The sequence below is a fragment of the Colwellia sp. BRX10-4 genome (genome assembly GCF_014077465.1).
Classification (GTDB): Bacteria; Pseudomonadota; Gammaproteobacteria; order Enterobacterales; family Alteromonadaceae; genus Colwellia_A.
Genome location: NZ_JACGVZ010000002.1, coordinates 55668 through 79079, shown reverse-complemented (window position 1 = coordinate 79079; position 23412 = coordinate 55668). Strand labels below are relative to the sequence as shown.

Annotated in this window: 16 protein-coding genes and 1 other RNA gene; 10 read left to right on the top strand and 7 right to left on the bottom strand. The window is 37.1% G+C overall.

What is annotated here, in order from left to right:
- Positions 1 to 124: 124 nt before the first annotated feature.
- The 7 genes from gcvP to H4J67_RS02740 form a co-directional block, all read right to left on the bottom strand.
- The gene (gene gcvP / locus H4J67_RS02770) at positions 125 to 3016 is read right to left on the bottom strand and encodes an aminomethyl-transferring glycine dehydrogenase (protein WP_182176596.1); all 2892 of its coding nucleotides are present in this window, start codon (positions 3014 to 3016) and stop codon (positions 125 to 127) included.
- Between the two features lie 243 nt (positions 3017 to 3259).
- Positions 3260 to 3649 (bottom strand): glycine cleavage system protein GcvH, encoded by a 390-nt coding sequence (gene gcvH / locus H4J67_RS02765; RefSeq protein WP_182176595.1) that lies wholly within the window; start codon positions 3647 to 3649, stop codon positions 3260 to 3262.
- 184 nt (positions 3650 to 3833) lie between these two features.
- A complete protein-coding gene (gcvT, locus tag H4J67_RS02760) occupies positions 3834 to 4922 on the bottom strand; it encodes a glycine cleavage system aminomethyltransferase GcvT (RefSeq protein ID WP_182176594.1) in 1089 nt (362 codons plus the stop codon).
- A 476-nt stretch (positions 4923 to 5398) separates the two neighbouring features.
- Positions 5399 to 6667 carry a UbiH/UbiF/VisC/COQ6 family ubiquinone biosynthesis hydroxylase gene (locus tag H4J67_RS02755; protein WP_182176593.1) on the bottom strand — a complete coding sequence of 423 codons (1269 nt, stop codon included), beginning with the start codon at positions 6665 to 6667 and terminating at the stop codon, positions 5399 to 5401.
- Positions 6668 to 6739: 72 nt separating this feature from the next.
- The gene (gene ubiH / locus H4J67_RS02750) at positions 6740 to 7963 is read right to left on the bottom strand and encodes a 2-octaprenyl-6-methoxyphenyl hydroxylase (protein WP_182176592.1); all 1224 of its coding nucleotides are present in this window, start codon (positions 7961 to 7963) and stop codon (positions 6740 to 6742) included.
- A gap of 189 nt (positions 7964 to 8152) precedes the next feature.
- Complete coding sequence (gene pepP, locus H4J67_RS02745) at positions 8153 to 9520, bottom strand: Xaa-Pro aminopeptidase (protein ID WP_182202805.1); 1368 nt, start codon at positions 9518 to 9520, stop codon at positions 8153 to 8155.
- Between the two features lie 14 nt (positions 9521 to 9534).
- The gene (locus tag H4J67_RS02740) at positions 9535 to 10104 is read right to left on the bottom strand and encodes a UPF0149 family protein (RefSeq protein ID WP_070374244.1); all 570 of its coding nucleotides are present in this window, start codon (positions 10102 to 10104) and stop codon (positions 9535 to 9537) included.
- 185 nt (positions 10105 to 10289) lie between these two features.
- Between H4J67_RS02740 and H4J67_RS02735 the strand changes: the two genes are divergently transcribed.
- From H4J67_RS02735 to H4J67_RS02690, 10 genes are all read left to right on the top strand, one after another.
- A complete protein-coding gene (locus tag H4J67_RS02735) occupies positions 10290 to 10598 on the top strand; it encodes a cell division protein ZapA (protein WP_070374245.1) in 309 nt (102 codons plus the stop codon).
- A 92-nt stretch (positions 10599 to 10690) separates the two neighbouring features.
- Positions 10691 to 10872: non-coding RNA, 6S RNA (gene ssrS / locus H4J67_RS02730), on the top strand.
- 622 nt (positions 10873 to 11494) lie between these two features.
- Positions 11495 to 11980, top strand: a complete 486-nt coding sequence (locus H4J67_RS02725; RefSeq protein WP_182176589.1) for a VOC family protein — start codon at positions 11495 to 11497, stop codon at positions 11978 to 11980.
- 698 nt (positions 11981 to 12678) lie between these two features.
- Positions 12679 to 14418, top strand: coding sequence for a cadherin repeat domain-containing protein (locus H4J67_RS02720; protein WP_182202803.1), 1740 nt, complete (start codon positions 12679 to 12681; stop codon positions 14416 to 14418).
- Between the two features lie 150 nt (positions 14419 to 14568).
- On the top strand, positions 14569 to 15843 hold the full coding sequence (locus H4J67_RS02715) for an imelysin family protein (RefSeq protein WP_182176587.1): 1275 nt from the start codon (positions 14569 to 14571) through the stop codon (positions 15841 to 15843).
- Positions 15843 to 18056 (top strand): TonB-dependent receptor domain-containing protein, encoded by a 2214-nt coding sequence (locus H4J67_RS02710; protein WP_182202801.1) that lies wholly within the window; start codon positions 15843 to 15845, stop codon positions 18054 to 18056. Before H4J67_RS02715 ends, H4J67_RS02710 begins: the two co-directional genes overlap by 1 nt.
- A 94-nt stretch (positions 18057 to 18150) precedes the next feature.
- A complete protein-coding gene (locus H4J67_RS02705; RefSeq protein WP_182176585.1) occupies positions 18151 to 19131 on the top strand; it encodes a sterol desaturase family protein in 981 nt (326 codons plus the stop codon).
- Between the two features lie 232 nt (positions 19132 to 19363).
- Positions 19364 to 20386 carry an extracellular solute-binding protein gene (locus H4J67_RS02700; RefSeq protein ID WP_182176584.1) on the top strand — a complete coding sequence of 341 codons (1023 nt, stop codon included), beginning with the start codon at positions 19364 to 19366 and terminating at the stop codon, positions 20384 to 20386.
- Positions 20387 to 20403: 17 nt separating this feature from the next.
- Positions 20404 to 22029, top strand: coding sequence for an iron ABC transporter permease (locus tag H4J67_RS02695; RefSeq protein ID WP_259368460.1), 1626 nt, complete (start codon positions 20404 to 20406; stop codon positions 22027 to 22029).
- Positions 22030 to 22032: 3 nt separating this feature from the next.
- Positions 22033 to 23178, top strand: coding sequence for an ABC transporter ATP-binding protein (locus H4J67_RS02690; protein ID WP_182202800.1), 1146 nt, complete (start codon positions 22033 to 22035; stop codon positions 23176 to 23178).
- The last annotated feature ends 234 nt before the right edge of the window (positions 23179 to 23412 follow it).

Here is a 23412-nt window from a genome sequence, read left to right as displayed (position 1 = left end):
AATAAAAAAGCGAACCATTTCTGATTCGCCTTTCTTAATTTCATCTAAAGTTTCCAACTACATTTACAGTTTCCAACTTGATGTCACTGGTTTCCAACTCTAAGTGTTGTGATCAAAAATAAAATTAATCGATATAACTTTCAATTGGAGGACATGAACAAATTAAGTTACGGTCTCCGTAAACATCATCAATACGGTTAACTGTTGGCCAAAATTTATTTTTTGCTGCAGCAGGAACTGGGAATACCGCTTCTTTAATAGAATAACCACGTTCCCAAGTATCAGTAATATCCGCTAACGTATGAGGAGCATTATGCAATGGGTTGTCGTCACTTGACCATTCACCTGATTCAACTTTACGTACTTCATCGCGAATAGAAACCATCGCTTCAACGAAACGGTCAAGTTCAACTTTAGACTCTGACTCTGTAGGCTCAATCATGAAAGTACCCGCTACTGGGAACGACATGGTCGGTGCGTGAAAACCATAATCAATTAAACGTTTTGCTATATCAACTTCACTAATACCCGATGTTGCTTTAAGTGGACGTAAATCAATAATACATTCATGAGCTACACGACCATTTTTTCCTGCATATAAAAGTGGGTAATGTTGGCTTAATTTTTTAGCTAAATAATTAGCATTAGTAATCGCATATTTAGTCGCATCTGTAACGCCCTGCTTACCTAACATTGCACAGTAGAGGTAAGAGATACATAAAATACCTGCACTACCAAAGGGTGCTGCTGCAACTGCTCCATTACCTTTAGTGCTTTCATCAACGTTAATTAATGCATGATCAGGCAAGAATGGCGCAAGGTGTGCTTTAACGCCGATAGGTCCCATACCTGGGCCACCGCCACCGTGTGGAATAGCAAAAGTTTTATGCAAGTTCAAGTGAGAAACATCTGCACCAATATAACCTGGAGATGTTACACCTACTTGTGCGTTCATATTTGCACCGTCGAGGTAAACTTGACCACCATGGTCATGAACGATGTTACAAATTTCTGCTACGCTTGTTTCATATACACCATGCGTTGACGGGTAGGTGATCATAATACAGGCAAGATTGTCGGCCATTTCGCTTGCTTTGGTACGCAAGTCGTCCATATCAACGTTACCTTCTTTATCACAAGCAACAACAACAACTTTCATGCCAACCATTTGCGCAGACGCAGGGTTTGTACCGTGAGCAGAAGATGGAATTAAACAAATATTACGATGTGCATCGCCACGACTTTCATGATATTTAACAATCGCGATTAACCCCGCATACTCACCTTGAGCACCAGAATTTGGTTGCATTGAAATGTTGTCGTAACCCGTTAGTTCAACTAACCAATCGCCTAACTCGTCAATCATTTGCTTATAACCTTGAGCTTGGTCAATGGGCGCAAATGGGTGCATGTTAGCGAATTCAGGCCATGAAACTGGGATCATCTGTGCTGTTGCATTTAACTTCATCGTACAAGAACCCAAAGAAATCATTGAATGATTCAATGCTAAATCTTTGTTTTCTAATCTTTTGATATAACGAAGCATTTCTGTTTCGCTGTGGTATGAATTAAATACCGGGTGAGTCAATATTTCAGATTCACGTACTAATGCGGCGGGAATTGAAGAATGACCGCTACTCACTATTTTGTCGTCAAGGTCGCTAACGTCTAAACCATGACCTACACCTAATAATATATCGAATAAGCCAGCAATATCAGCACGAGTGGTTGTTTCATCGAGAGAAATACTAATTTGACCCGCAACATCAGTGCGGAAGTTAACACCTGCAGCTAATGCGCGTGCAACGATTTCTTCTTTATTATCTAAATTGAACGTTAAGGTATCAAAGTAGTTAGCATGAATAGCCGTTAAGCCTTTGGTTGATGTACCTAAACATAAAATATCTGCGAAACGATGAATACGATTAGCAATGATTTTCAAGCCCTTAGGACCATGATAAACCGCGTAAAACGCCGCCATGTTAGCTAAGAGTACTTGAGCAGTACAAATGTTTGAGTTAGCTTTTTCTCGGCGAATATGTTGTTCGCGAGTTTGCATTGCCATACGCAATGCAGCGTTACCACGGGTATCTTTAGAAACACCAATAATACGACCAGGTAATGAACGTTTGTATTTCTCAGAGGTAGTAAAAAATGCAGCGTGTGGTCCGCCGTAGCCCATTGGAACACCAAAACGTTGGCTTGAACCAATAACGGCATCAGCACCTAATTCACCTGGTGCTTTTAACATTACTAAACTCATGATATCGGCGGCTACCGCAACAATGCCTTTGTTTGCGTGAATTTTTTCAATTAACTCACTAATATCTGTAATTTCACCCGATGCACTTGGGTATTGTAGCAAAGCACCAAAAACATCATGGTCAGCGGCTTCGTGAGCGGGAGCAACGATAACGTCAAAATCAAACATTTCTGCACGCTGTTTAACAAGATCGATAGTTTGTGGATAAACATCACTTGAGATAAAGAATAAGTTTGATTTTTTGTTTTTAGAAACACGTTTGGCTAATGCCATAGCCTCAGCAGCTGCAGTACCTTCATCTAACAATGAAGCAGAAGCTAGTTCAAGACCGGTAAGGTCGATACACATTTGCTGGTAGTTTAATAATGATTCTAAACGACCTTGAGCAATTTCTGGTTGGTATGGCGTGTAAGCTGTGTACCAGCCTGGATTTTCTAACACATTACGCAAAATTACGTTCGGTGTTAATGTGCCGTAGTAACCTAAACCAATGTAGGTGTCGTTTACTTTGTTCAAGCTTGCAACCGCTTTTAAATCACTTAAGGCTTGCGCTTCTGTTTTACTTTCTTCAATCGCAGGCAATGCTGATAAACGAATATCACTTGGTACGATTTCATTGATAAGTGCGTCAACCGACTCTGCGCCAATGTCATTTAACATCGCTTGAGTTTGTTCGGCATTAGGGCCAATGTGACGACGAATAAAGTCTTGAGTTTGCTCTAAATAAGCAAGTGATTTTGATTGAGTAGTCATAAAACAGCTTCTCTTAAGTGGGTAATTAATTAACTGGGTCTTTAGTTACTGCGTAACTAAAATAAAGCCCAAAAAAATCAGTTGGAGGCTTAATAACAGATTTCGTAAACAGTTAGCTTTTAGGCAATGCATTAAAGTTATCAGTCTTATGAGCTTAGTAAGCCTTTAGCTAAAGGTTTACTAAGCAAGTGAGTTAGACGAGTAACAAAAGCAACGCAGCATGAAAGCTAAATGTGCCCAAAATTAGTCTTCGTCAATAGAGTTCGCGTAACCATCAGCATCTAATAAAGCATCTAACTCTGCTTCATCAGCTAACTGAACCTTGAATAACCAACCAGCGCCAAAAGCGTCTGAGTTAACTAATTCAGGAGAATCTTCTAAGTCTTCATTTACTTCAATAACTTTTCCTGAAACGGGTGCGTAGATGTCTGAAGCTGCTTTTACAGATTCTGCTACTGCAACGTCGTCACCAGTACTGATCTCATCATCAACATCTGGTAATTCAACAAATACCATGTCACCTAATAAGTCTTGTGCATGTTCAGTGATACCAACCGTAACTACGCCGTTACCTTCTTGACGTACCCATTCGTGTGATGTTGCATATTTTAGTTCTGAAGGAATGTTGCTCATTTTTTATTTTCCTGAGGTTAATTATTGTTTATCGTAAACTCAATTTTAATTGTCGCTATTGGCTAACAATTAAATACTATAGCTTAATTATTCTTCTATATTGGACAAGCGTAAATAGACTTACCCTCGACCAACATTGTCATTCTACTTGCTTTTCTAACAAAATTTTATGATTAAAAATTAATTAAAAAACTTTTTTGCCATTGCGAACAAAACCAGCTTTGATCACTTTAACATTCACTAATTTTTTACGCATTTCTACTTCAACAGTGTCGCCTGGGCTTACGCTGCGAGGAACACGAGCCATAGCAATACTGTGACCTAATGTTGGCGAGAATGTACCTGAGGTAATAATACCTTCACCAAATGGTGTAATCACTTTTAAGCCAGTGCGTAATACACCTTTTTCTTCAAAAACTAAACCAACAAGTTTAGGTTGGTCGCCAGCAGCTTTTTGGGCAGTTAATACTTCACGGCCAATAAAGTTACGATCTGTTGGTTCCCAGCTAATGGTCCATGCCATGTTAGCCGCTAATGGCGAAACAGTTTCGTCCATATCTAAACCATAAAGATTCATGCCAGCTTCTAAGCGCAAGGTATCACGCGCGCCTAAACCACAAGGTGCAACACCTGCGTCAAGTAGTTTTTGCCATAAATCTGCTGCTTGGTCTTCTGGAACCACTATTTCATAACCATCTTCACCGGTATAACCCGTGGTGGCAATGAATAAATCGCCGGCTTGAACACCAAAGAATGGCTTCATACCTTCAACAGCTTGTGTTTGCTCTGGTGTTAATAGTGAAGCTACTTTAGTTTTAGCTTGAGGACCTTGCACGGCAATCATGCCAAATTCAGGACGTTCGTTAATTGTAATGTCGAAACCAGCCGATTGTTCATTCATCCACGCTAAATCTTTTACGCGCGTTGCTGAATTAACAACCAAACGATAATAAGTTTCAGTGAAAAAATAAATGATCAAATCATCAATAACACCACCTTCGTGATTAAGCATACCGGTATAAAGGGCTTTACCTTCAACGGCTAATTTTGCAACATCATTAATCACTAAACGGCGTAAATATGCTTTGGCATCAACACCTTTAATATCAACAATGGTCATGTGTGAAACATCAAACATGCCGGCATCAGTTCGAACAGCATTATGCTCTTCTATTTGCGAGCCGTAGTTAATTGGCATTTCCCAGCCGTGAAAATCAACTAGTTTTGCGCCAGCTTCGATGTGCTTAGCATGTAATACGGTTTTATTAGTCATCGTATGTATTCCACTTTAATTGTTGAATTCACCATTAAGCCAAGCTTAAAGGTCGTATATTTACAAAATAATTGGCCAGATTATAGCCGCGCAAAGCAACCGATTCAACTAAAAACAAAGAAAACAGCCAATAATACAAATTTTAAACCAGATAAATATTTTAATCCAAATTTAATTTTTAAAAATACAGCTTTTGAAAATTATAATCAGTTTTACTTCGTTAAAAAATAGAATCTTGGGTTTTTATTTTGTGTTTTTTACTGACATTTTTTTTCAGGAGAACTTATTAATTTAAAAGCTAATAATATCAAAAGGAAGGAGAAACATCAGGACGTTTATAAAATTATTTTTCATTGATTAACCATACACTTAAAAGACAATCATTAGATAAGTTATTTAAAACAGAGCAAACGTTATTACAAGCTATTACGGTCATGTAAAAAGCGTTTACTTAAATGCTCAAAGCAACGTTAATTTTAAAATAACTTGTCTTTGATTTTTGCAAGTTTAGGTAAATCACTTTTCAAACCCAATGCTTGTTTAATTAAGACTTGCTTAACGGGCTTTAAGTTATTAATTAAAGACAACCCCAGACCTCTCAACAATTTTATAGCGCCTTGTTGAGGTGTAAACACTTGTTTAATTGACTCCATTGCCGCAACCATTTCGGTTGCTTCGGCTTTACGCCAACGCGAATATTCATTTAACAAACGAGTGGTTAACCAAGCGTCATTAGGGGATTTTTGTTGGGTTATTTTGTCATTAATAATTTGCGCCAATGATACCGCGTCAAGTAAACCTAAATTAACGCCCTGGCCTGCTAATGGATGAATAGTATGAGCAGCGTCACCCACCAAAGCAATACGCTCTTGAACGAAGCTTTGGGCGATACGCATAGTTAGCGGATGAGTAAAACGTTTACTCTGCAGTTCAATATTCCCTAATTTCCCATCACTTGCTGCCGTTAATGCTTTTGAAAACTCTATTGGGGTTAAGCCATTTAAACGAATTGCATCTTCGGGGGATGTAGACCAAACAATCGAACATAAGTCTTGCGTTCCATGAGCGTCGTTAAGTGGCAGTAGCGCTAAAGGGCCAGTTTCTAGAAAAACTTGCCATGCAGTATTTTGGTGTCCTTGAGAACATTTTACCGTAGCAACAATAGCATGATGATCATAATCACGAAAAGTTAAGGGGAACGCCATTTGACGTCTAACCCAAGAATTTGCGCCATCAGCACCAACCACTAATTTAGCGGTTATTGGCATAGGGTTGCCGTTAGTTGATGTAAAACTAACAAAAGCCTCACTTTCACCAATACTTATATTACTTAAGGTATTTTCAGTATAAAAAATTATACCTTGATCTACTTGTGCTTTTTGCCAAAGACTCTGACGTATAACGCTATTTTCAACGATCCAACCTAGCTGTTCATTGGCTGAGGTATCGGCTAAATCGTCACAAGAAAAAAGTAACTTGCCAAAGCCGGCTTTATCCCAAACATGCATATCAGTATAAGCTTGAATACGTTTTTGTTGAATTAATGGCCAAACATCCAGATTATCAAAAATTTGTTTACTGGCGACATTCAGCGCACTAACTCGAACATCAGGCTGTTCTGATAATTCATCCGGCGGTGAAGTGTCAACAATTGCAACGGTTAACTGTGTTTGCTGACGTAGCGCTAAAGCTAAGGTTAAGCCCACCATGCCACCGCCAACAATTAATACATCAAATTTTTGCATGTTATTCTTCTTAATTTTAAAATGGCTTTACGTTAGGTTAACTTAGTATTTTTTGTAACCTTCGTTTCACCCTTAATAACCCATCGTTTTTCTAACGAGGCGACTTTTTAAAGGTGATAAATAATTCATGACTTTCAAACCAACATTACGACCTATAACTAAAGGGGGTAATTTATTTGAAAAAAGTGTCACTAACGAATCAGTTAAACCAATGACTTGCTGATGATCTAACTTTCGTTGCGAGGCATAATGACTTAACAGAGAAAACTGTCCAATGTCTTGATTGTTATTTAAGGCTACTTTGATCAGTTCCACCATTTGCTTAACATCTCTTACACCTAAATTAAAACCTTGTCCGGCAATAGGATGAATTGTGTGAGAAGCATTACCAATAAGTGCCATCCGATGAAAAACCTGTTCATCAGCCATTAATAATTTAAGCGAATAAACATCGCGTTTACCCACTTGGGTTATTGCGCCAAGCCAATTACCAAAAGCATTTTCAAGTTCATCTTGGAATTGTTTATCGCTAAGTGCTAGCATTTTATCTGCTTGTTCAGGCAGTAATGTCCACACCAAAGAACAACGACTATCACTTGTTGCGCTCCCCTGTTTCGACAACGGTAACATCGCGATAGGACCATTATCAGTAAAGCGTTCAAAAGCCAAATTGTTGTGGGCAATAGCCGTACTTACATTGGTAATAAGTGCCGATTGACCGTAGTGAGACTCTTGCACCGCAATGTTAGCAAATTTTCGACAGGCCGAATGAACACCATCACAGGCTAATAGTAATTTCGCGCTAAGCTTTACTGTTGAATTAAGCGTCAGTTCAACCTGCTCTTTTTGCCAAGTAATATCAGTTATTTTATCGGGAGTGAACCAAGTGATATTACCTATTATTTTGTTTTTCTCTTTTAAACGGCTTAATAATGCTTGCCCAAGCAATGACATTTCAACAACAAAGCCGAGTGCATTAACTTGATGATGCTCAGCATAAAGTCGAGCTTTACCGTAAAAGCCTCGATCAGAGATATGAATGTTTTTAATAGGCTCGGCTAGATGCTTTAATTGTTGCCAAACGCCTAAACGTTCTAAATAGGTCGCTGTGCCATGTGAAAGCGCTAACACACGATCGTCAAAAGTTAATCTTGGATCTTCTAATACCGGGTGAGCTTCAACAATGGCAATAGATAGCGGCTGACCCTGTTGTTTTTTGCAGTCGATCAAACTCAGCGCCATTAATGCACCAGATAAACCACCACCAGAAATTACGATATCGAATTCTTTTTTCATAGTTACTTTTTTAGCTATTTAATACAGTCGTTTAAGATAAAGCGTCAAAGTGAAATGCTAAGTTCATTGCCAATTTTTCATTGGACTGTGAAATAAAACATTGATTGATGATTGCTGCCTGAATGTAAATACGTAAATCTATGATGACAAGTTCATATGGCAATGTGAATTGACAATAAAAAAAGTCAGTTAATTATTCGCAGTCATTAGTTGTTCAATTTCAGCAATTGATTTTGGCGCATTTACCGTTAAGTTTTCATGACCTTGATCAGTTACTGCTATATTATCTTCAATTCTTATTGCTATACCGCGCCATTTTTTATCAACACTATAATCATCAAGTGGAATATAAATGCCCGGCTCTATGGTCATCACCATACCTTGTTCAAACGCTCGACATTGCTCGCGTTTATTATTTGACTGATAATCACCAACGTCATGAACATCTAACCCCAACCAATGCCCTAAGCCATGAATAAAATACTTTTTACAGGCTTTGTCCTCAAGTAACTGATCTAAATTCCCAGATAATATACCTAAACGATGTAAACCTGAAGTCAAGAAGTTATTCACTAAAACATTAAGCTCGACAAAGGTTGCATTTGGCTTTATTGCATCAATCGCTAAGTTCTGTGCATCTAGCACCAGTTGATAGACTTCTCGTTGTGCTAATGTGAACTTGCCATTTGCAGGAAAGGTGCGAGTAATGTCAGCCGCATAGCCGCTAAGTTCACCACCGGCGTCAATCAACACCAATTCGTTATTTTTCAGTACGTCATCATTGTTGGTGTAATGTAAAATATTGCCATTATCGCCGCAGGCAACGATACTGCCATAAGCGGGGTGCCTTGCACCATTACTGGCAAATTCATGTAGTATTTCCGCTTCTAATTGATATTCAAATTTACCAATCGCTGACTGCTCCATCGCTCTAGCATGAGCCGCACCGCTAATAATATTTACTTGGCGCATAATATCGAGCTCGCCAGCACTTTTAATTAAACGCATTTCTTCAATAATATTTCGACAATCAACCAGTAGTGTTGGTGCTTTTACGCCAAGGCGGTTTTGCGCTTTAACTGCTGATAACCATGCATATATTTGGCTATCAAAGTGGCTACTTTTTCCTTGGCAAAATAACAAGTGACTTTTATCCGCAATATAATCAGGGAGGTATTGATCTATTTCAGTTAGTGGAAAACATTCATCTACGCCATAATGCTCTACCGCTATCGCTTGTCCTACTCGCCTACCGTGCCAGACTTCTTGAAGGGCATTTTTTTCAAGGTTAAATAAAATACTTTGTTGATTTTCTTCGCCCTTACCAACAGATTTAATCAGCACTAAAATAGCATCAGGTTCGTTATATCCTGTTAGATAATAGAAACTTTTATTTTGGCAAAAAGCATATTCGGTATCATTGCTACGCGTGACTTCTTGTCCAGCGGAAAATATCGCAATAGAATTTTCTGGCATCGAGGTAAAAAATTGAGCACGACGTTGGATAAATTCTGCCAAAGGTAATAAAGTATTTTTAACTAAAGTTGATGTATTCATGACTTAATCTTTTTTTAGTGGACAGTATCTTCTGCGCTTTTACTTTCTGGCGGTGAGCCGAGCTCGGTAAAACACAATAAAGCAGAAATTCTGACATATTCAGCTATTTCAAAATAGGCTTGCTCGGTATCTTCGTCTTCTTCCATTTCGTCAGACAAATTAGAGATTTCAGCAAAATCAATAAGGACTTCTTTAACGTCTTCTGATAATACCGCTTTGTTTTTTTGTTGTAGGCCGAACCCTAAATTGAAGCCTTGTACCCAAACACTTAAAGCATGACCACGTTCAACTATACTATCGTCATCATCGGGTAACGTTAATTGAAAACCATAAGAGTCATCAATAATGTCATGCCAAACTTTTGCAAACATTGATTTGACCAACGACTTAACGGCACGAGGTAAACCTTCACCGTTATTAAACAAGTCATTAATCATCACGATATAGTCCTCACTTTCAAAGGTAAACCCGGCACAAACTAAGCCAGTTAATACCCCATGTAATTCAGCGCCATGGACGGTAATACTTTCTGTTGTAAGAATTGCTTGCACTGAGGCAAAGTCTAAAGAGGTTTCGTTGGACATGTTTTAATCATCAATAAAATTCGTGAGTTAATGCAAGGTATCGTAACATTCACGCTTTTATGATGCTAGAGATTAAAAGGAGAAAACCCTAGAGAACGCTTGCATAGTGTACTGCTCATCGCTATAGTGCTCAGATATGTATATATTACTATTAATTAAGATGTTTTTTTGAGAATCAGCCTGTTATGAGTCAACACTCGGTTACCATTGAAGTTGCTAATAGAAGACTAAAGATTTCATGTCCTAGCGGGCAAGAGTCGTCTTTACTATTAGCCGCGGAAGAGTTAAACCAACGTTTACTAACAGACAGTAAAACTTGTTCTATAAAGACACCTGAACAATCACTAGTAATGACTGCACTTAACTTATCTAATGATTTATTAGCTGCTCGTAAAGAAATTATCGATGAACGTGCTGCGCTGCAAAGTAAAATTGATTTACTACAAGCGACTATCAAACAAGCTGTAATTTCCGAATACCTCAAGAAAGCTTGATTTTTCAGCAACCTCTGTTCACTAAAAAAACAAACAAACTTAAGTTACAAAAAAACACTTAAATCGCTTTGAAAAATTAGCTATACTAACTTCGTCTTCTGGGGTGTTTGTATGTTAACTATGTCCCTGAGCCGATAAGTTTTAACTAAGGAAGTTGATTATTAACTATTGCGCAAGCCCGGCTCGTATCGGGAAGCCTACGGTTGAAATGATACCTCCGCCCTGAACACCCGGTGTTCAGGACTAAAGTCGACTGCGGCACCTTGGAAGCATCCTTTTCGTACAATAATTTAATAAATTATTGTATGGCTTATTTGTTTAGTCAAAATCGAATAAATTCGCGCAACGCTAGAAAAAATAAAGTGCTCACGATTAAAGATGGCTCCTTGCCCAATAAAGGCAATAAGCATCACAGCTATGGCGAACACTTTTGAAAAACTTGTACATATAAACCTCCAAATACAATTCGCGCAACCTTATAAAAGTTTCGTCATGATATGAGAACAAACATAAATCAGTTTATATTGATTCACTGTCAAATGTTAACGATGAGCTGACGAATAGGTTCTTAATTATAGTACTTGGTCATCAAGAACGATACGCCTAAATAATTAACTAAAAAAGAATGGCGTTGCCATAAAACGATCGTTAGGCGTTAGCGCATTAATATTAATTTCACTCATGAATTCAGGACAAGTCTGTCGGGCTATGCCCATTTTTACTTTTGAAAGTCATAGTGAATTTCAAGCAGTATTTCACTGCTAAAAACATAAAAAATCATAACAAAACGTTATTATTATAATAACAATTGATAATTTTTTATTAAGCAACATTAGGCGTAGTATTACCTCATCGAAACGAAGTAAGAACTAATCAATATAATGTTGGAGTAAGTTATGAAAATGAATCACGTAGGCCTCATGGTTGGCGATATGAATAAAGCGGTTGAGTTTTACACTAAAGCGCTCGGTCTAAAGATTGTAATGGGCAACACCAAGGTAAAAGAAGAACGCGAGACTGCCATTGGTAGAATGTGTGTGGCTGTTTTTGGTGAAGGTTTCAAAGGCTTTAATATTGCGCATTTAGTAACAACTGACGGCATTGGTGTTGAGATGTTTGAAATGAAAGAGCGGCAAGAACGTCACGACGTTGATTTTTCACGCTTAGGTATATTCCATTTCTGTCTTCAAACAGACGACTTTGAAGGTGCGATGGCGCGCACAGAACAATATGGTGGAAAAGTACGTATGGACGTTATGCGCTACCATCCAGAAGACGAGACTAGACAAGCAAAAATGGTGTATTTAGAAGACCCGTTTGGCAACTTATTTGAGCTTTATTCGCATTCTTACGAAGAAACTTACGCTTCTGATTACGAGTAATAAATTTAAAATAACACACGTAAAAAATTATTTGAAGGCTACCTAAGAGTAGCCTTTTTTGTGTCTTTTTGTCGAAGAAGAATAACTTTGCCTTTACTCGTGAAGGTATCTATAAAATATACCACGTTGCTTAATCCAATTTTAAAGAGATAAATAACCAGCACCATTGATAAAATACGAATGATACGTATAAAATTCGAATATCAATAAATAAATAATAAAATTAGATTCAAAATAGTATTTTGTATAAAACAATTTAATTACCTCTTTAGTATGCCATCTATGCGACGACTTGTTTAAAGTCTCAACCATAAATAGCTAAACATATACATTAATAATTAGCGACATTAAACCCTATTGAGATGTTAATACTTAAGCTCAAAAAATACTAAGTTAATATTAAGAGAATTTAAAGAGCTTCAAAGTTAGCTGTTGTTCGAGGGTACTCACTTTAATTATTAACGATAACAGGACTTTTCATTTTCACTAGACAGTTTATCATTCAAAAAATCAGTTTCCTTAAAGTTAACAGGTAAAACGACGCCTTCACGTAAGAGACGAATTTTCACTGATTTAGAATTTTTAAGAATTAAATATAACTGATAATGATATTGATTCGCATTAACATTAGTGTTAATGTTACCGCAATAAAAAAAGCATCATGTAAATTGATATTATTTATAACTTAAAGGTCTCTCATGAAAACGAACATAAAAGCTCTTGTGCTAGCAATAGCAGCATCCTTAACTTTGTCAGCATGTGGTGGTTCAAGCACTAACGAAGCAAGCCCTGAACCTGTTGCGCCAGCTAACACCGCCCCAACAGATGTTGCAGTTAGCAATATCACTGTAGACGAAAATTCTGCAGGCGCAGTTATTGGAACATTGTCAGCAACTGATGCAAACTCAGGTGATACATTTACCTATACAACTGATAACGAACTGTTTGCTATTACTGGCGATGAATTAAGTTTAAAAACTGACGCTATGGCTAACTTTGAAAATGCTGAATCTTTGGCTACCAATATCACAGTTACAGACAGTGGAGGCCTTTCATTTTCGAAAGAAGTCACTATTACTGTTAATGACTTATTGGATACTTATAAGTTTGAAAGTAAATTAATTACAGATGAATCAAGTGTTGGTTATACAGGGCAAATCGCTCGTCATGCGTTAATTTCTGAATTAACCAGCTATATTGGTAGTGGGCTACAAGCTGATATAGACGCCAATAAGTTTGCAAATAAAGCAGAGGTAATTGAGAAGTTAAACTCTTATTTTCGTACCACCAGTAATCAATATGAAAACAACTTTTCGTTGACCTTCTTGGATGATACCAAACAACCATTCATTACCGATATCTCTTCAAGCGCTAAAAACTTAGTCGGTAAAATAGCCGGTAATGATGCTAGTCGCATGCGTAAAGATTGGACTGATGGTACTAGTTTTGTTGGCGCGGGCGCGGGCATGACACCAGAAACGTTAGTTGACGCTTATTTTGATCAATTGGCTGATAACGCAGTTGATGCTAATATTCGCCTCGATGAGGCGACAAATAGTCCTATCACTAAAGCTTATGTCAATACTGATGGTACTGACTTAAAACAATTGCTTCAAAAGTTCTTATTGATGAGCATCACCTACTCTCAAGCTACTGATGATTATTTAGATGAAGGCTTAGACATAGACAATATTGATCCCCGTGGTACTGGTAAAGCAGATACTGCTCTTGAACATGGTTTTGATGAAGGTTTTGGTTACTTTGGCGCTGCTCGTAATTATTTAGAATATACCGATAAAGAGATTGCTGGAAAAGTTAAGGCTGACGATGCAACCACAGGTCGTACTGATTGGAATGGTAAACATGACACTGACGGTGATGGCTTATTTGATTTAACATCAGAAGTAAATTTAGGTAGCTCTGCTAATGCAGCTAAACGTGACATCGGCTCTGCAAGTAATGCCAATCCAACGAATTATACTAAAGATGCCATGGAAGCATTCTTATCAGCTCGTAAAATGATTAATGATAACGTAGGTTCTGTATTTACTGCAGAGCAAACAACCGCACTTGAAACACAGCGTGATAATATCGTTCATGCATGGGAAAAAGCCATTGCTGCTACCGTTGTTCATTATATTAATGACCTTCGTGGAGATTTAGCTAAATCAGGCGACGATTATAGCTACGAAGACGTTGCTAAACACTGGTCTGAAATGAAAGGCTTTGCATTAGGCTTACAATTTAATCCTCATTCGCCAATCACAGATGCAGAGTTTGCTGAGATTCACAGTTACTTTGGACAAAAGCCAGTATTGCTCCCATTTGGCTCTGCTGATAAAACAGCTGTAACTACTTACATTGCTGACCTAGAGAAAGCGCGTGATATATTGCAAGAAGCATTGGGCTTAGATGCTGACAACGTTGCTAATTGGTAGTATTTTAAGTTAAGACTAAACCAAGCCTTAAGTTGTTTCGTATAAAGGCTTGGTTATTATTTATTTGTGAATAATTTTTATAGAATAGTCACAAATAAATAATTATTAATATCTATAACATTCATTTTATTTACATTATAGGGTTAAAAAATGTCAGTTAACATTAATCACACTGCACTCTCTATAGCCGTCGCTACGGCTCTATTAGTGAGTGCTTGTGGGGAAAGTACCAGCAGCAGTAGTGGTGAAAACTTTGGTACCACTTCAGTCTCTATACCAAACCCTACGCCCCCTGCGCCAAACCCTGGCAGTAATTTTACTCAGCAAGCGTTACTTGAAAACATTACTGATAATATAATCACGCCAATTTTTGAACAATTTTCAACAGCATCAGCAGCACAAATTCCAGAGATAGCAGCCTACTGTAAAATGGAAACAGACGCAGCTTTGGGTAATGCAACAAGCGAGCAAGTTATCGCTATGCGTGATAGTGCAAAGACAGCATGGCGCAACACCATGAATGTATGGCAACAAGCAGAGTTAATGAAAGTTGGTCCTTTAGTTGATAATGAGGGATTATTACGGGATAAAATTTATTCTTGGCCTGTAGTCAATTCATGTTCTGTTGATTTTGAAGTGGTAAATTTTAAAGCTGGGATTGTCAATGGGCAGCCATTTAATATTGCTGAACGTACACCTTCACGACGTGGTTTAGCCGCTATAGAATATTTATTGTTTAACGAACAACTTAATCATAGTTGCACTACGAGTACTCAGCCTGAAAATTGGGACAATCAAACAGATGAATATCGAAAAGTCGCGCGATGTGAATTTGCGGTTGAAGCTGCTCGCGATGTTAATAATAGTGCCAAAGAATTAATAACAGCTTGGTCTGGTGACAATGGTTTTGCAAGTACACTTAAAGCAGCAGGTAGTATAGGCAGCGAATTTAGCACTGAACTAAAAGCGATTAATCTTATCAGTGATGGTTTATTTTATTTAGAAACATTCACTAAGGATGGCAAGTTAGCGACCCCATTGGGGCTTCAGGCTAATAGCTGTGGATCACAAGCTTGTCCTGACGTTGTAGAATCAGTATATGCACATCACTCTATTACTAATATTGAAAACAACTTACTGGCATTTCAAAAGCTTTTAACTGGAGAAACTGGTACTGGTTTTACTCATTACCTGATTGATGTTGGCGATCAAGATACAGCAGATTCAATGTCTGCAGGCGTTCAGCTAGCCATTGATGGTGTGCAGAATTATCAGAACAGTTTGGCTAAAGCCCTTGTTAATAATGAAGCACAAGTAACAGAAACTCATGCCAATGTTAAAGAAGTCACTGATAAACTTAAAATAGATTTTATTACCAGTTTATCACTTAATTTACCCGCGACATCCGCAGGAGATAACGATTAATGAAGATTAACGAGCATAAATATATTGCTGTTGTTTTTGCCTTTGCCTTTCATCCTAATGTTAATGCTGACGATGGTACTAGTGATACGGCTTCTGAATACACTGAACGTGTTCAAATTATTGGCCATAATGATAAATTGCGTACTGAAGCTGGAGCAGCTACGTTAATAGGTGAAGTTGAGTTAGAAAAATTTAAGTTTGATGATATTAACCGTGTACTATATAGCGTACCTGGCGTTAATATTCGTGAAGAAGATGGCTATGGTTTAAGACCTAATATAGGTTTTCGTGGTGCGACACCGGAACGTAGTAAAAAAATCACCATCATGGAAGATGGTGTATTAATTGGTCCTGCACCCTACTCTGCACCCGCAGCATATTACTTTCCAATGATCAGTAAAATGACTGCCCTAGAAGTATTTAAAGGCCCTTCTGCAATTAAGTATGGACCAAATACTGTAGCTGGTGCATTGAATATGACAACCCGCCAAGTACCTAAGAACAAAGAAGGTGCTATAGACCTTGCCTTTGGATCTGACGGGTATGCTAAAACGAAAGCTTACTTTGGTACCACTAATGGTAATTTTGGCTATTTAGTTGATGCGGTGCATATCGAAGCGGATGGTTTTAAAACGTTGGACGGTGGTGGTGATACCGGATTTAAGAAAAACGATATTATGGCTAAGTTTCAATATGACTTATCTAGTAGCCAATATAATCAGATAATTGAATTAAAGCTAGCCCATGCTAATGAAAAATCAAATGAGACTTACTTAGGGTTAACTGACGCTGATTTTAAGCAAAATGCTAATCAACGTTATGTAGCCAGCCAAAAAGATTTAATGGACTGGGAGCATCAGCAAGTACAGTTCACACACTTTATTGGTAATGACAATTTTGATGTGACAACCCGCTTGTACCGTAACGATTTTGAGCGTTCTTGGGATAAGATTAACGGTTTTAAAGCAGGGGCAGTAGTCACTGATTTACAGGATATTTTAACGAATCCTGAAACAGACGCTAATGCACCTTTTTATCAAGTGTTAACGGGTCAACGAAACACAGAAAGAGAATATGAAAAGATTATATTAGGAGATAACCAACGTGAATATTATTCGCAAGGTATTCAAACAGAGTTATACCTCTACCATACACTTTTAAATGTAAAACATGTATTTAATGTTGGTTTTAGGTTTCATCAAGATCAAATCAAGCGACGTCACACTACGGATACATATACAATGACGTCAGGTAAACTACTCAGTGATGATAGTGCAACGCTGCCTGGAGACACAAACAAAGAAAAAACTGATGCTATTTCTATATTTTTTAAAGATACTATAACGTTAGGTGCATTAGATTTAACCTTTGGCCTACGTGGTGAATTTCTTGATGCCAGTTACCAAAATCAAGCGCCAGGTAAAGAAGGTGAATGGCAAAAGAAAAGCACTGATATTTGGTTACCAAGTTTAAGTGGATTTTACACATTAACTGAACATTCTGGGCTGTTTTTTGGTGTTCATGAAGGTTTTGTGCCGACGAGTCCAAAAGAGCCAACTAATGTCAAAATTGAAAATAGCATTAATTATGAGTTAGGTGCTCGTTATCATGACGAGAGTAGTCAACTTGAAGCGGTTATATTTTACAACGATATAGAAAATTTAAAGGAAAGCTGCTCTTTTTCAACTGCCTCGCTTTGTCAAGATAATACTGATGGCGAGTTCAACAGTGGTGAAGCAAATGTTATAGGCCTTGAATTAAGTGCAAAACACACTTATGAGCTATCAGCGGACTATGACTTACCCGTATTGTTAAGCTACACCTATACTAGAGGCGAGTTTGATAGTGCATTTAGCTCTGACTTTAGTATGTGGGGAGACGTCAAAGTTGGAGATACTTTACCGTATTTACCTGAAAATCAGTTAACACTTGATATCGGTTTAGCAGCTAATAATTGGCAAGTTAATTTAATTACCCGCTACATTGGTGAAATGAAAGAAGCATCAGGTGAAAATGTTCTGCTGTCTGGCGTAACAACACAATCACTAACAATCGTTGATATGGCTGCAAGTTATGAACTAGGAGATATGGGCAGTATCTATCTTAAGCTTGATAACTTACTCGATAATCAAGAAATAGTTAGTCGACGCCCTTATGGAGCTCGCCCTAGTAAACCTAGATCTGCTTCTGTTGGCTATCAATATAGCTTCTAATTAGCGTTAATAGTGTTTAAAATTAAATAAAAGCGTTAAGTGTCATACTTATCGTTTTTATTTGTAACCTTATTACGAAAAGTTATTTATATTTATGGACTTTCTTAGCTCAAATTTTAAAGAATTAGCCCTTTATATCCTTGATCCTAACCAACGCTTATTTTGGGGTTATATTTTATCGGCATTACTATTTGCCAGCGTAGTATATTTTGTTAACTTAAAGAAGATAATAAAGTCTGACTCAACGCAAAAAAAGCAACGAGGATTAATAGCCTTTTTATTTCCTAGGAAAATTTTCTTAGCGCGCTCAGCACTCAATGATTATGGTTTATTTATTATAAATAAACTTTTTAAGGCGGCGTTATTTCCTTTTATTATCTTAACAATGGTGCCTGTGGCTTTAGGTATTTCATCAGCAATAGAATGGTTATTTGGGCCTATAGCGCACTTTACTTTATCTTCAGCAAGTATTATGGTTATTTTTACCATATTACTATTTATTTTTGATGATTTTACTCGTTTCTTATTACATTATTGTTTACACAAAAGTCATTATTTATGGGAGTTCCATAAAGTTCATCATTCTGCAACCGTACTAACACCCTTTACTATATATCGCTCACATCCCATTGAAAATTATCTCTATGCTTGCCGTATGGCGTTAACGCAAGGCTTTGTTGTTGGCTTGTGTTATTACTTATTTGGGCCCACATTAAAAATGATTGATATTATTGGTGCCAATGTTTTTATTTTTGCCTTTAATATTATGGGCTCAAATCTGCGTCATAGCCATATTAGGATAAGTTGGGGAGATAAAATAGAAGGGTTATTTTTAAGCCCTGCACAGCATCAAATTCACCACAGTGATAACGTTAAGCATTTTGATAAAAACTTTGGTACGGTATTATCCCTCTGGGATCGCTTATTCAACTGTCTTATGCGTGCGTCTGAGGTTGGAGCGTTGTCTTTTGGTATAGGTAAAGAAGGGGAATTGCATAAGTCGCTAATGGGTATTTATTTACAACCTTTTATCAACGTATATAGAAAATTACGTTTTCGTTTACGTTTTTTTTAGTACGTTAATGGTATTCAATTAAAAATTTTTGCCCTATATTTTTTAGTTATAGTGATTAGTGGTATTAACATATACCGAGTCTACTGATTTCCTAAGACAACAAGATTCTTAGAACAGTAATCTAAACAAGAATTATTCTCAAATAGATTGACAAATTATAATATTTTCTTTAATCTTGCCAACCTATAAATACTGTCGACAGAGGCTGGCATAAAGTTGTCAGGGTAATATAATGCAAAATATAGCGTCCATCCGAAAAAATTTATTCCTAATTTTTACTAGCTTTTTACTTATTTCATCATCTTTACAAGCTAGTGATGAGGTGAATGTGTATTCTTACCGGCAAGAGTTTTTAGTCAAGCCTTTGTTTGACATTTTTACAAAAAGAACGGGGATTAAAGTCAATGTTATTTTTGCTAAAAAAGGCATGGCGGAACGCCTCGCCCGAGAAGGTAAATATAGCCCCGCAGATATATTATTAACGACGGATATTAGTCGGCTCATTGAATTACATGACCGCGATCTACTCCAAGCTTATAGCTCTAAAACGTTACTTGATGTAATTCCTAGTCAATATCGTGCTACAGACAATACGTGGTATGCACTTACAACACGTGTTCGTAATATTTATTCAGCTAAACGTTTGGGTGCTATCAATATCAATTATGAAGATTTAGCTGACACTAAATATAAAGGAAGAATATGCACTCGAAGCGGTAAACATTCATATAATATTGCACTCGTTGCCTCTATGATTGCTGCTCATGGTGAAACAGAAACCCTCACTTGGTTAGAAAATTTTAAAGTTAACTTAGCCCGCAAACCTCAGGGTAATGACCGTGGTCAAGTACAAGCAATTCATCAAAACTTATGTGATATAGCGTTAGGTAATAGTTACTATTTTGGCAAAATGTTGGTTGATGAAAAGCAGAAGTTATGGGCTGATTCGGTATATATTAATTTTCCCAATCAAAATAACCGGGGTGCTCATGTGAATATATCAGGAATGGGCATGGCAAAATATGCTCCTAATAATGACAATGCTAAAGCTTTAATGGAATTCTTAGTGTCAAAAGAAGCACAGAAGCTTTATGCTGAAACGAATATGGAATATCCAGTGAGAACTGATGTAATGCCATCTGATTTAGTTGCCTCATGGGGTAAGTTTAAAGCAGATTCATTGTCGTTAGAATCGATCGCAAAGCATAGAAAAGAAGCGCTTAAACTTATAGATAAAGCTAAATTTGATTTATAAAGGATGATTATTATTTCTTGATAGCCCCATTAAAAAATAATATCTGGCGAAGTGCCTGCTGGCTCATAGTATTTTTACTCATAACACCGGTATTAGTTATGGTATTAGCCAGCTTTAGTTCGTCAAGTGATTTATTTTCTCATCTTTGGCGAACAGTCTTACCTGACTATATTACTAACACGCTAGTACTAGGGGTGTTGGTCGTTTTTTTGTCTTTAATTTTTGGCACCTTGAGTGCGGCTTTCATTGTTCATACCAACGTTTTGGGTAAAAACTTTCTGAGATGGCTACTTTTATTGCCCTTAGCAATGCCAGCCTATTTAGTTGCTTATCTTTATACTGATCTGTTTGATTACGCAGGACCCGTTCAGCGCGCGTTACGTAGTTGGTTTAATTGGCAGTCGCCGAGTGATTACTGGTTCTTTGATATACGTACTTTACTTGGAGCTTCCATTGTAATTTCGTTAGTTTTGTTTCCTTATGTTTATATGTTGACGCGTACTGCACTTGAGCAACAAGATCAAAACTTATTAAGGGCCGGACGTTTATTAGGGTTGTCAGCAAAACAAAGCTTTTTAAAAGTTGCCTTACCGCTGGCACGGCCAGCAATAGCGATATCAGCGAGTTTAGTCCTTATGGAAACCTTAGCTGACTTTGCCACGGTAAATTATTTTGCGGTAAATACACTGACTACAGCTATATATGATACTTGGCTGGGCTATGGTGACTTAGCAACAGCAAATGCTTTGGCCAGTATATTAATGCTGATAATTTTGTTTGTAGTTGTTGGTGAACAACGTGCGAGAGCCGGTCAAAATCATCAATCAAATAGGCCTAATCAGCATATTGAAATTATTACATTGTCATTATTTCAACAACTACTCATTAGCAGTTTTTGTTGGATATTGGTTTTAGCGGGTTTTCTTTTACCTTTCGCTTTACTTGTTATTATGGCAGTTGAATACAGCAGTATGGCTCAGCTAGCAAATTTAGTTTCACCAAGCCTTAACAGTATTGAAGTGTCATTTTATGCCGCAACTATTGCCACTTTCTTTGCATTGTTATGTAGTTTATATCGTCGATTGAGCTTTGATAAATGGCGAATACTTCCTTCAAGTTTATCAGGAATAGGTTATGCCGTTCCTGGAACAGTTTTAGCAATGGCACTATTGGCTAGTTTTGGACCCCTTGATCATTTTATTAATGATATAGCAAGGTATCTTCAGCTTAAAGAACCCGGTTTAGTCTTGTCCGGCACTATTTTTGCTGTCGTATTTGCCTTTGTGGTTCGTTTTTCAGCGATTGCCAATGGAACAATATCAAGTGGTATCAAACAGATACCTAATTCTGTTGATCTTGCTCCTGCAAGTTTGGGTGTGGGTTTAGGACAAATGTTAAAAAAGGTACATCTGCCAATACTGAGACCTTCTATTTTTGTAGCATGGTTACTCGTATTTGTTGAATCAATGAAAGAACTATCCGCCGTATTGTTACTAAGGCCCTTTAATTTTGATACATTGAGTATACAAATTTATCAATTAATATCAGACGAAATGCTTGAGCAAGGAGCCTTGAGTGCTATTTTAATTGTTTTTTTAGGCCTATTACCTATTATTTGGCTCAACAGAAGTAAGGATTTATAGTAAATGGTCGAAAATGAATTATTAAGCGTTAAGCAACTTTCGGTTAAATTACATAATAAAGTCATTTTGTTAGATACCCACTTAACACTAAACTTTGGTGATATTCTTGGATTAGTAGGACCAAGTGGTTGTGGAAAAACCACATTGCTTAATACTATAGCGGGCTTTAATTCACCCAGTACGGGTGAGTTAAACATAAAACGTAATAATTCAAGTAGTACTCATTTAATCGTTGAAGAAGATGTTCTCACTATAACGCCATTTAAGCATGTAGTTCCTGAACATCGTAATATCGGTATGATCTTTCAAGATTATGCATTGTTCCCTCATTTATCAGTTGAAAAAAACATCTGCTTTGGAATTAGTAAACTGCCCAAAAGTGAACAAAAAATTCGAATGACTGATTTGCTCAACTTACTTAAGTTAACAGGTTTAGAAGCAAGATTTCCACATCAGTTGTCCGGTGGACAACAACAAAGAGTTGCTATTGCTAGAGCATTAGCACCTCAGCCTACCTTATTATTACTTGATGAGCCTTTTTCAAATATTGATGCACGTTTACGCAATGAATTGATGTTAGAAATGCGCCAAATTTTAAAGCTGTTAAAAATGAGTGCTATATTTGTGACTCATAACAAAGACGAAGTCTTTACTTTTGCAGATAAAATTGCAGTAATGCATCAGGGAAGTATCCTTCAAATAGGTAGACCTGCCGATGTTTGTCACTCACCAAACAGCTGGCAAGTTGCTGATTTTTTGCAATTAGGTAGCTGGATACCTGTAAAGGCGATCAATGGCCAATTTCAATCAGCTGTTGGAGAATTACCATCAACTGAAGATATTTTTTTAAAAGAAAATATGGTTACCTACAAAGGGTGTCCTCAACAACTACAATTGTTATTGAAGTCACAAGCTATTGTGTATTGTGAAGGCGGGTTTGAGAAAAACAATGTCAAAGTTGATAATATCTCTATCACTGAACATGGATTTCACTATTTACTGAGTAGTATTGATAGAGACCTATCTTTATCATTTGAACAGTTGAGCTTTTATAGCAATTTTTTATTCACGTTGGGGCAAAAAATAGCGATAAAAATCAAGAGCCATAACTATCAAGTTTTTAATAGTTATGATGATATTTTAGGGTAACTATAAGCGGGGTTTCTATCAAAACAACGTCAATCTTAAGGTTGTTTTGCAACCATAAAGTGTAAAAATTCTTTTAACTCACACTTAAGTTTATTTTAAAGTGATGATAAGAAACAGTGGATATGGTTAGGATCGCTATTTCAATAAAAATTAGAAATTAAAATCACGCAAAGATTATTTATTTGGCAATTAGACGTTATCAGCTAACCACCAATATTTGCACTAATTCTCTTG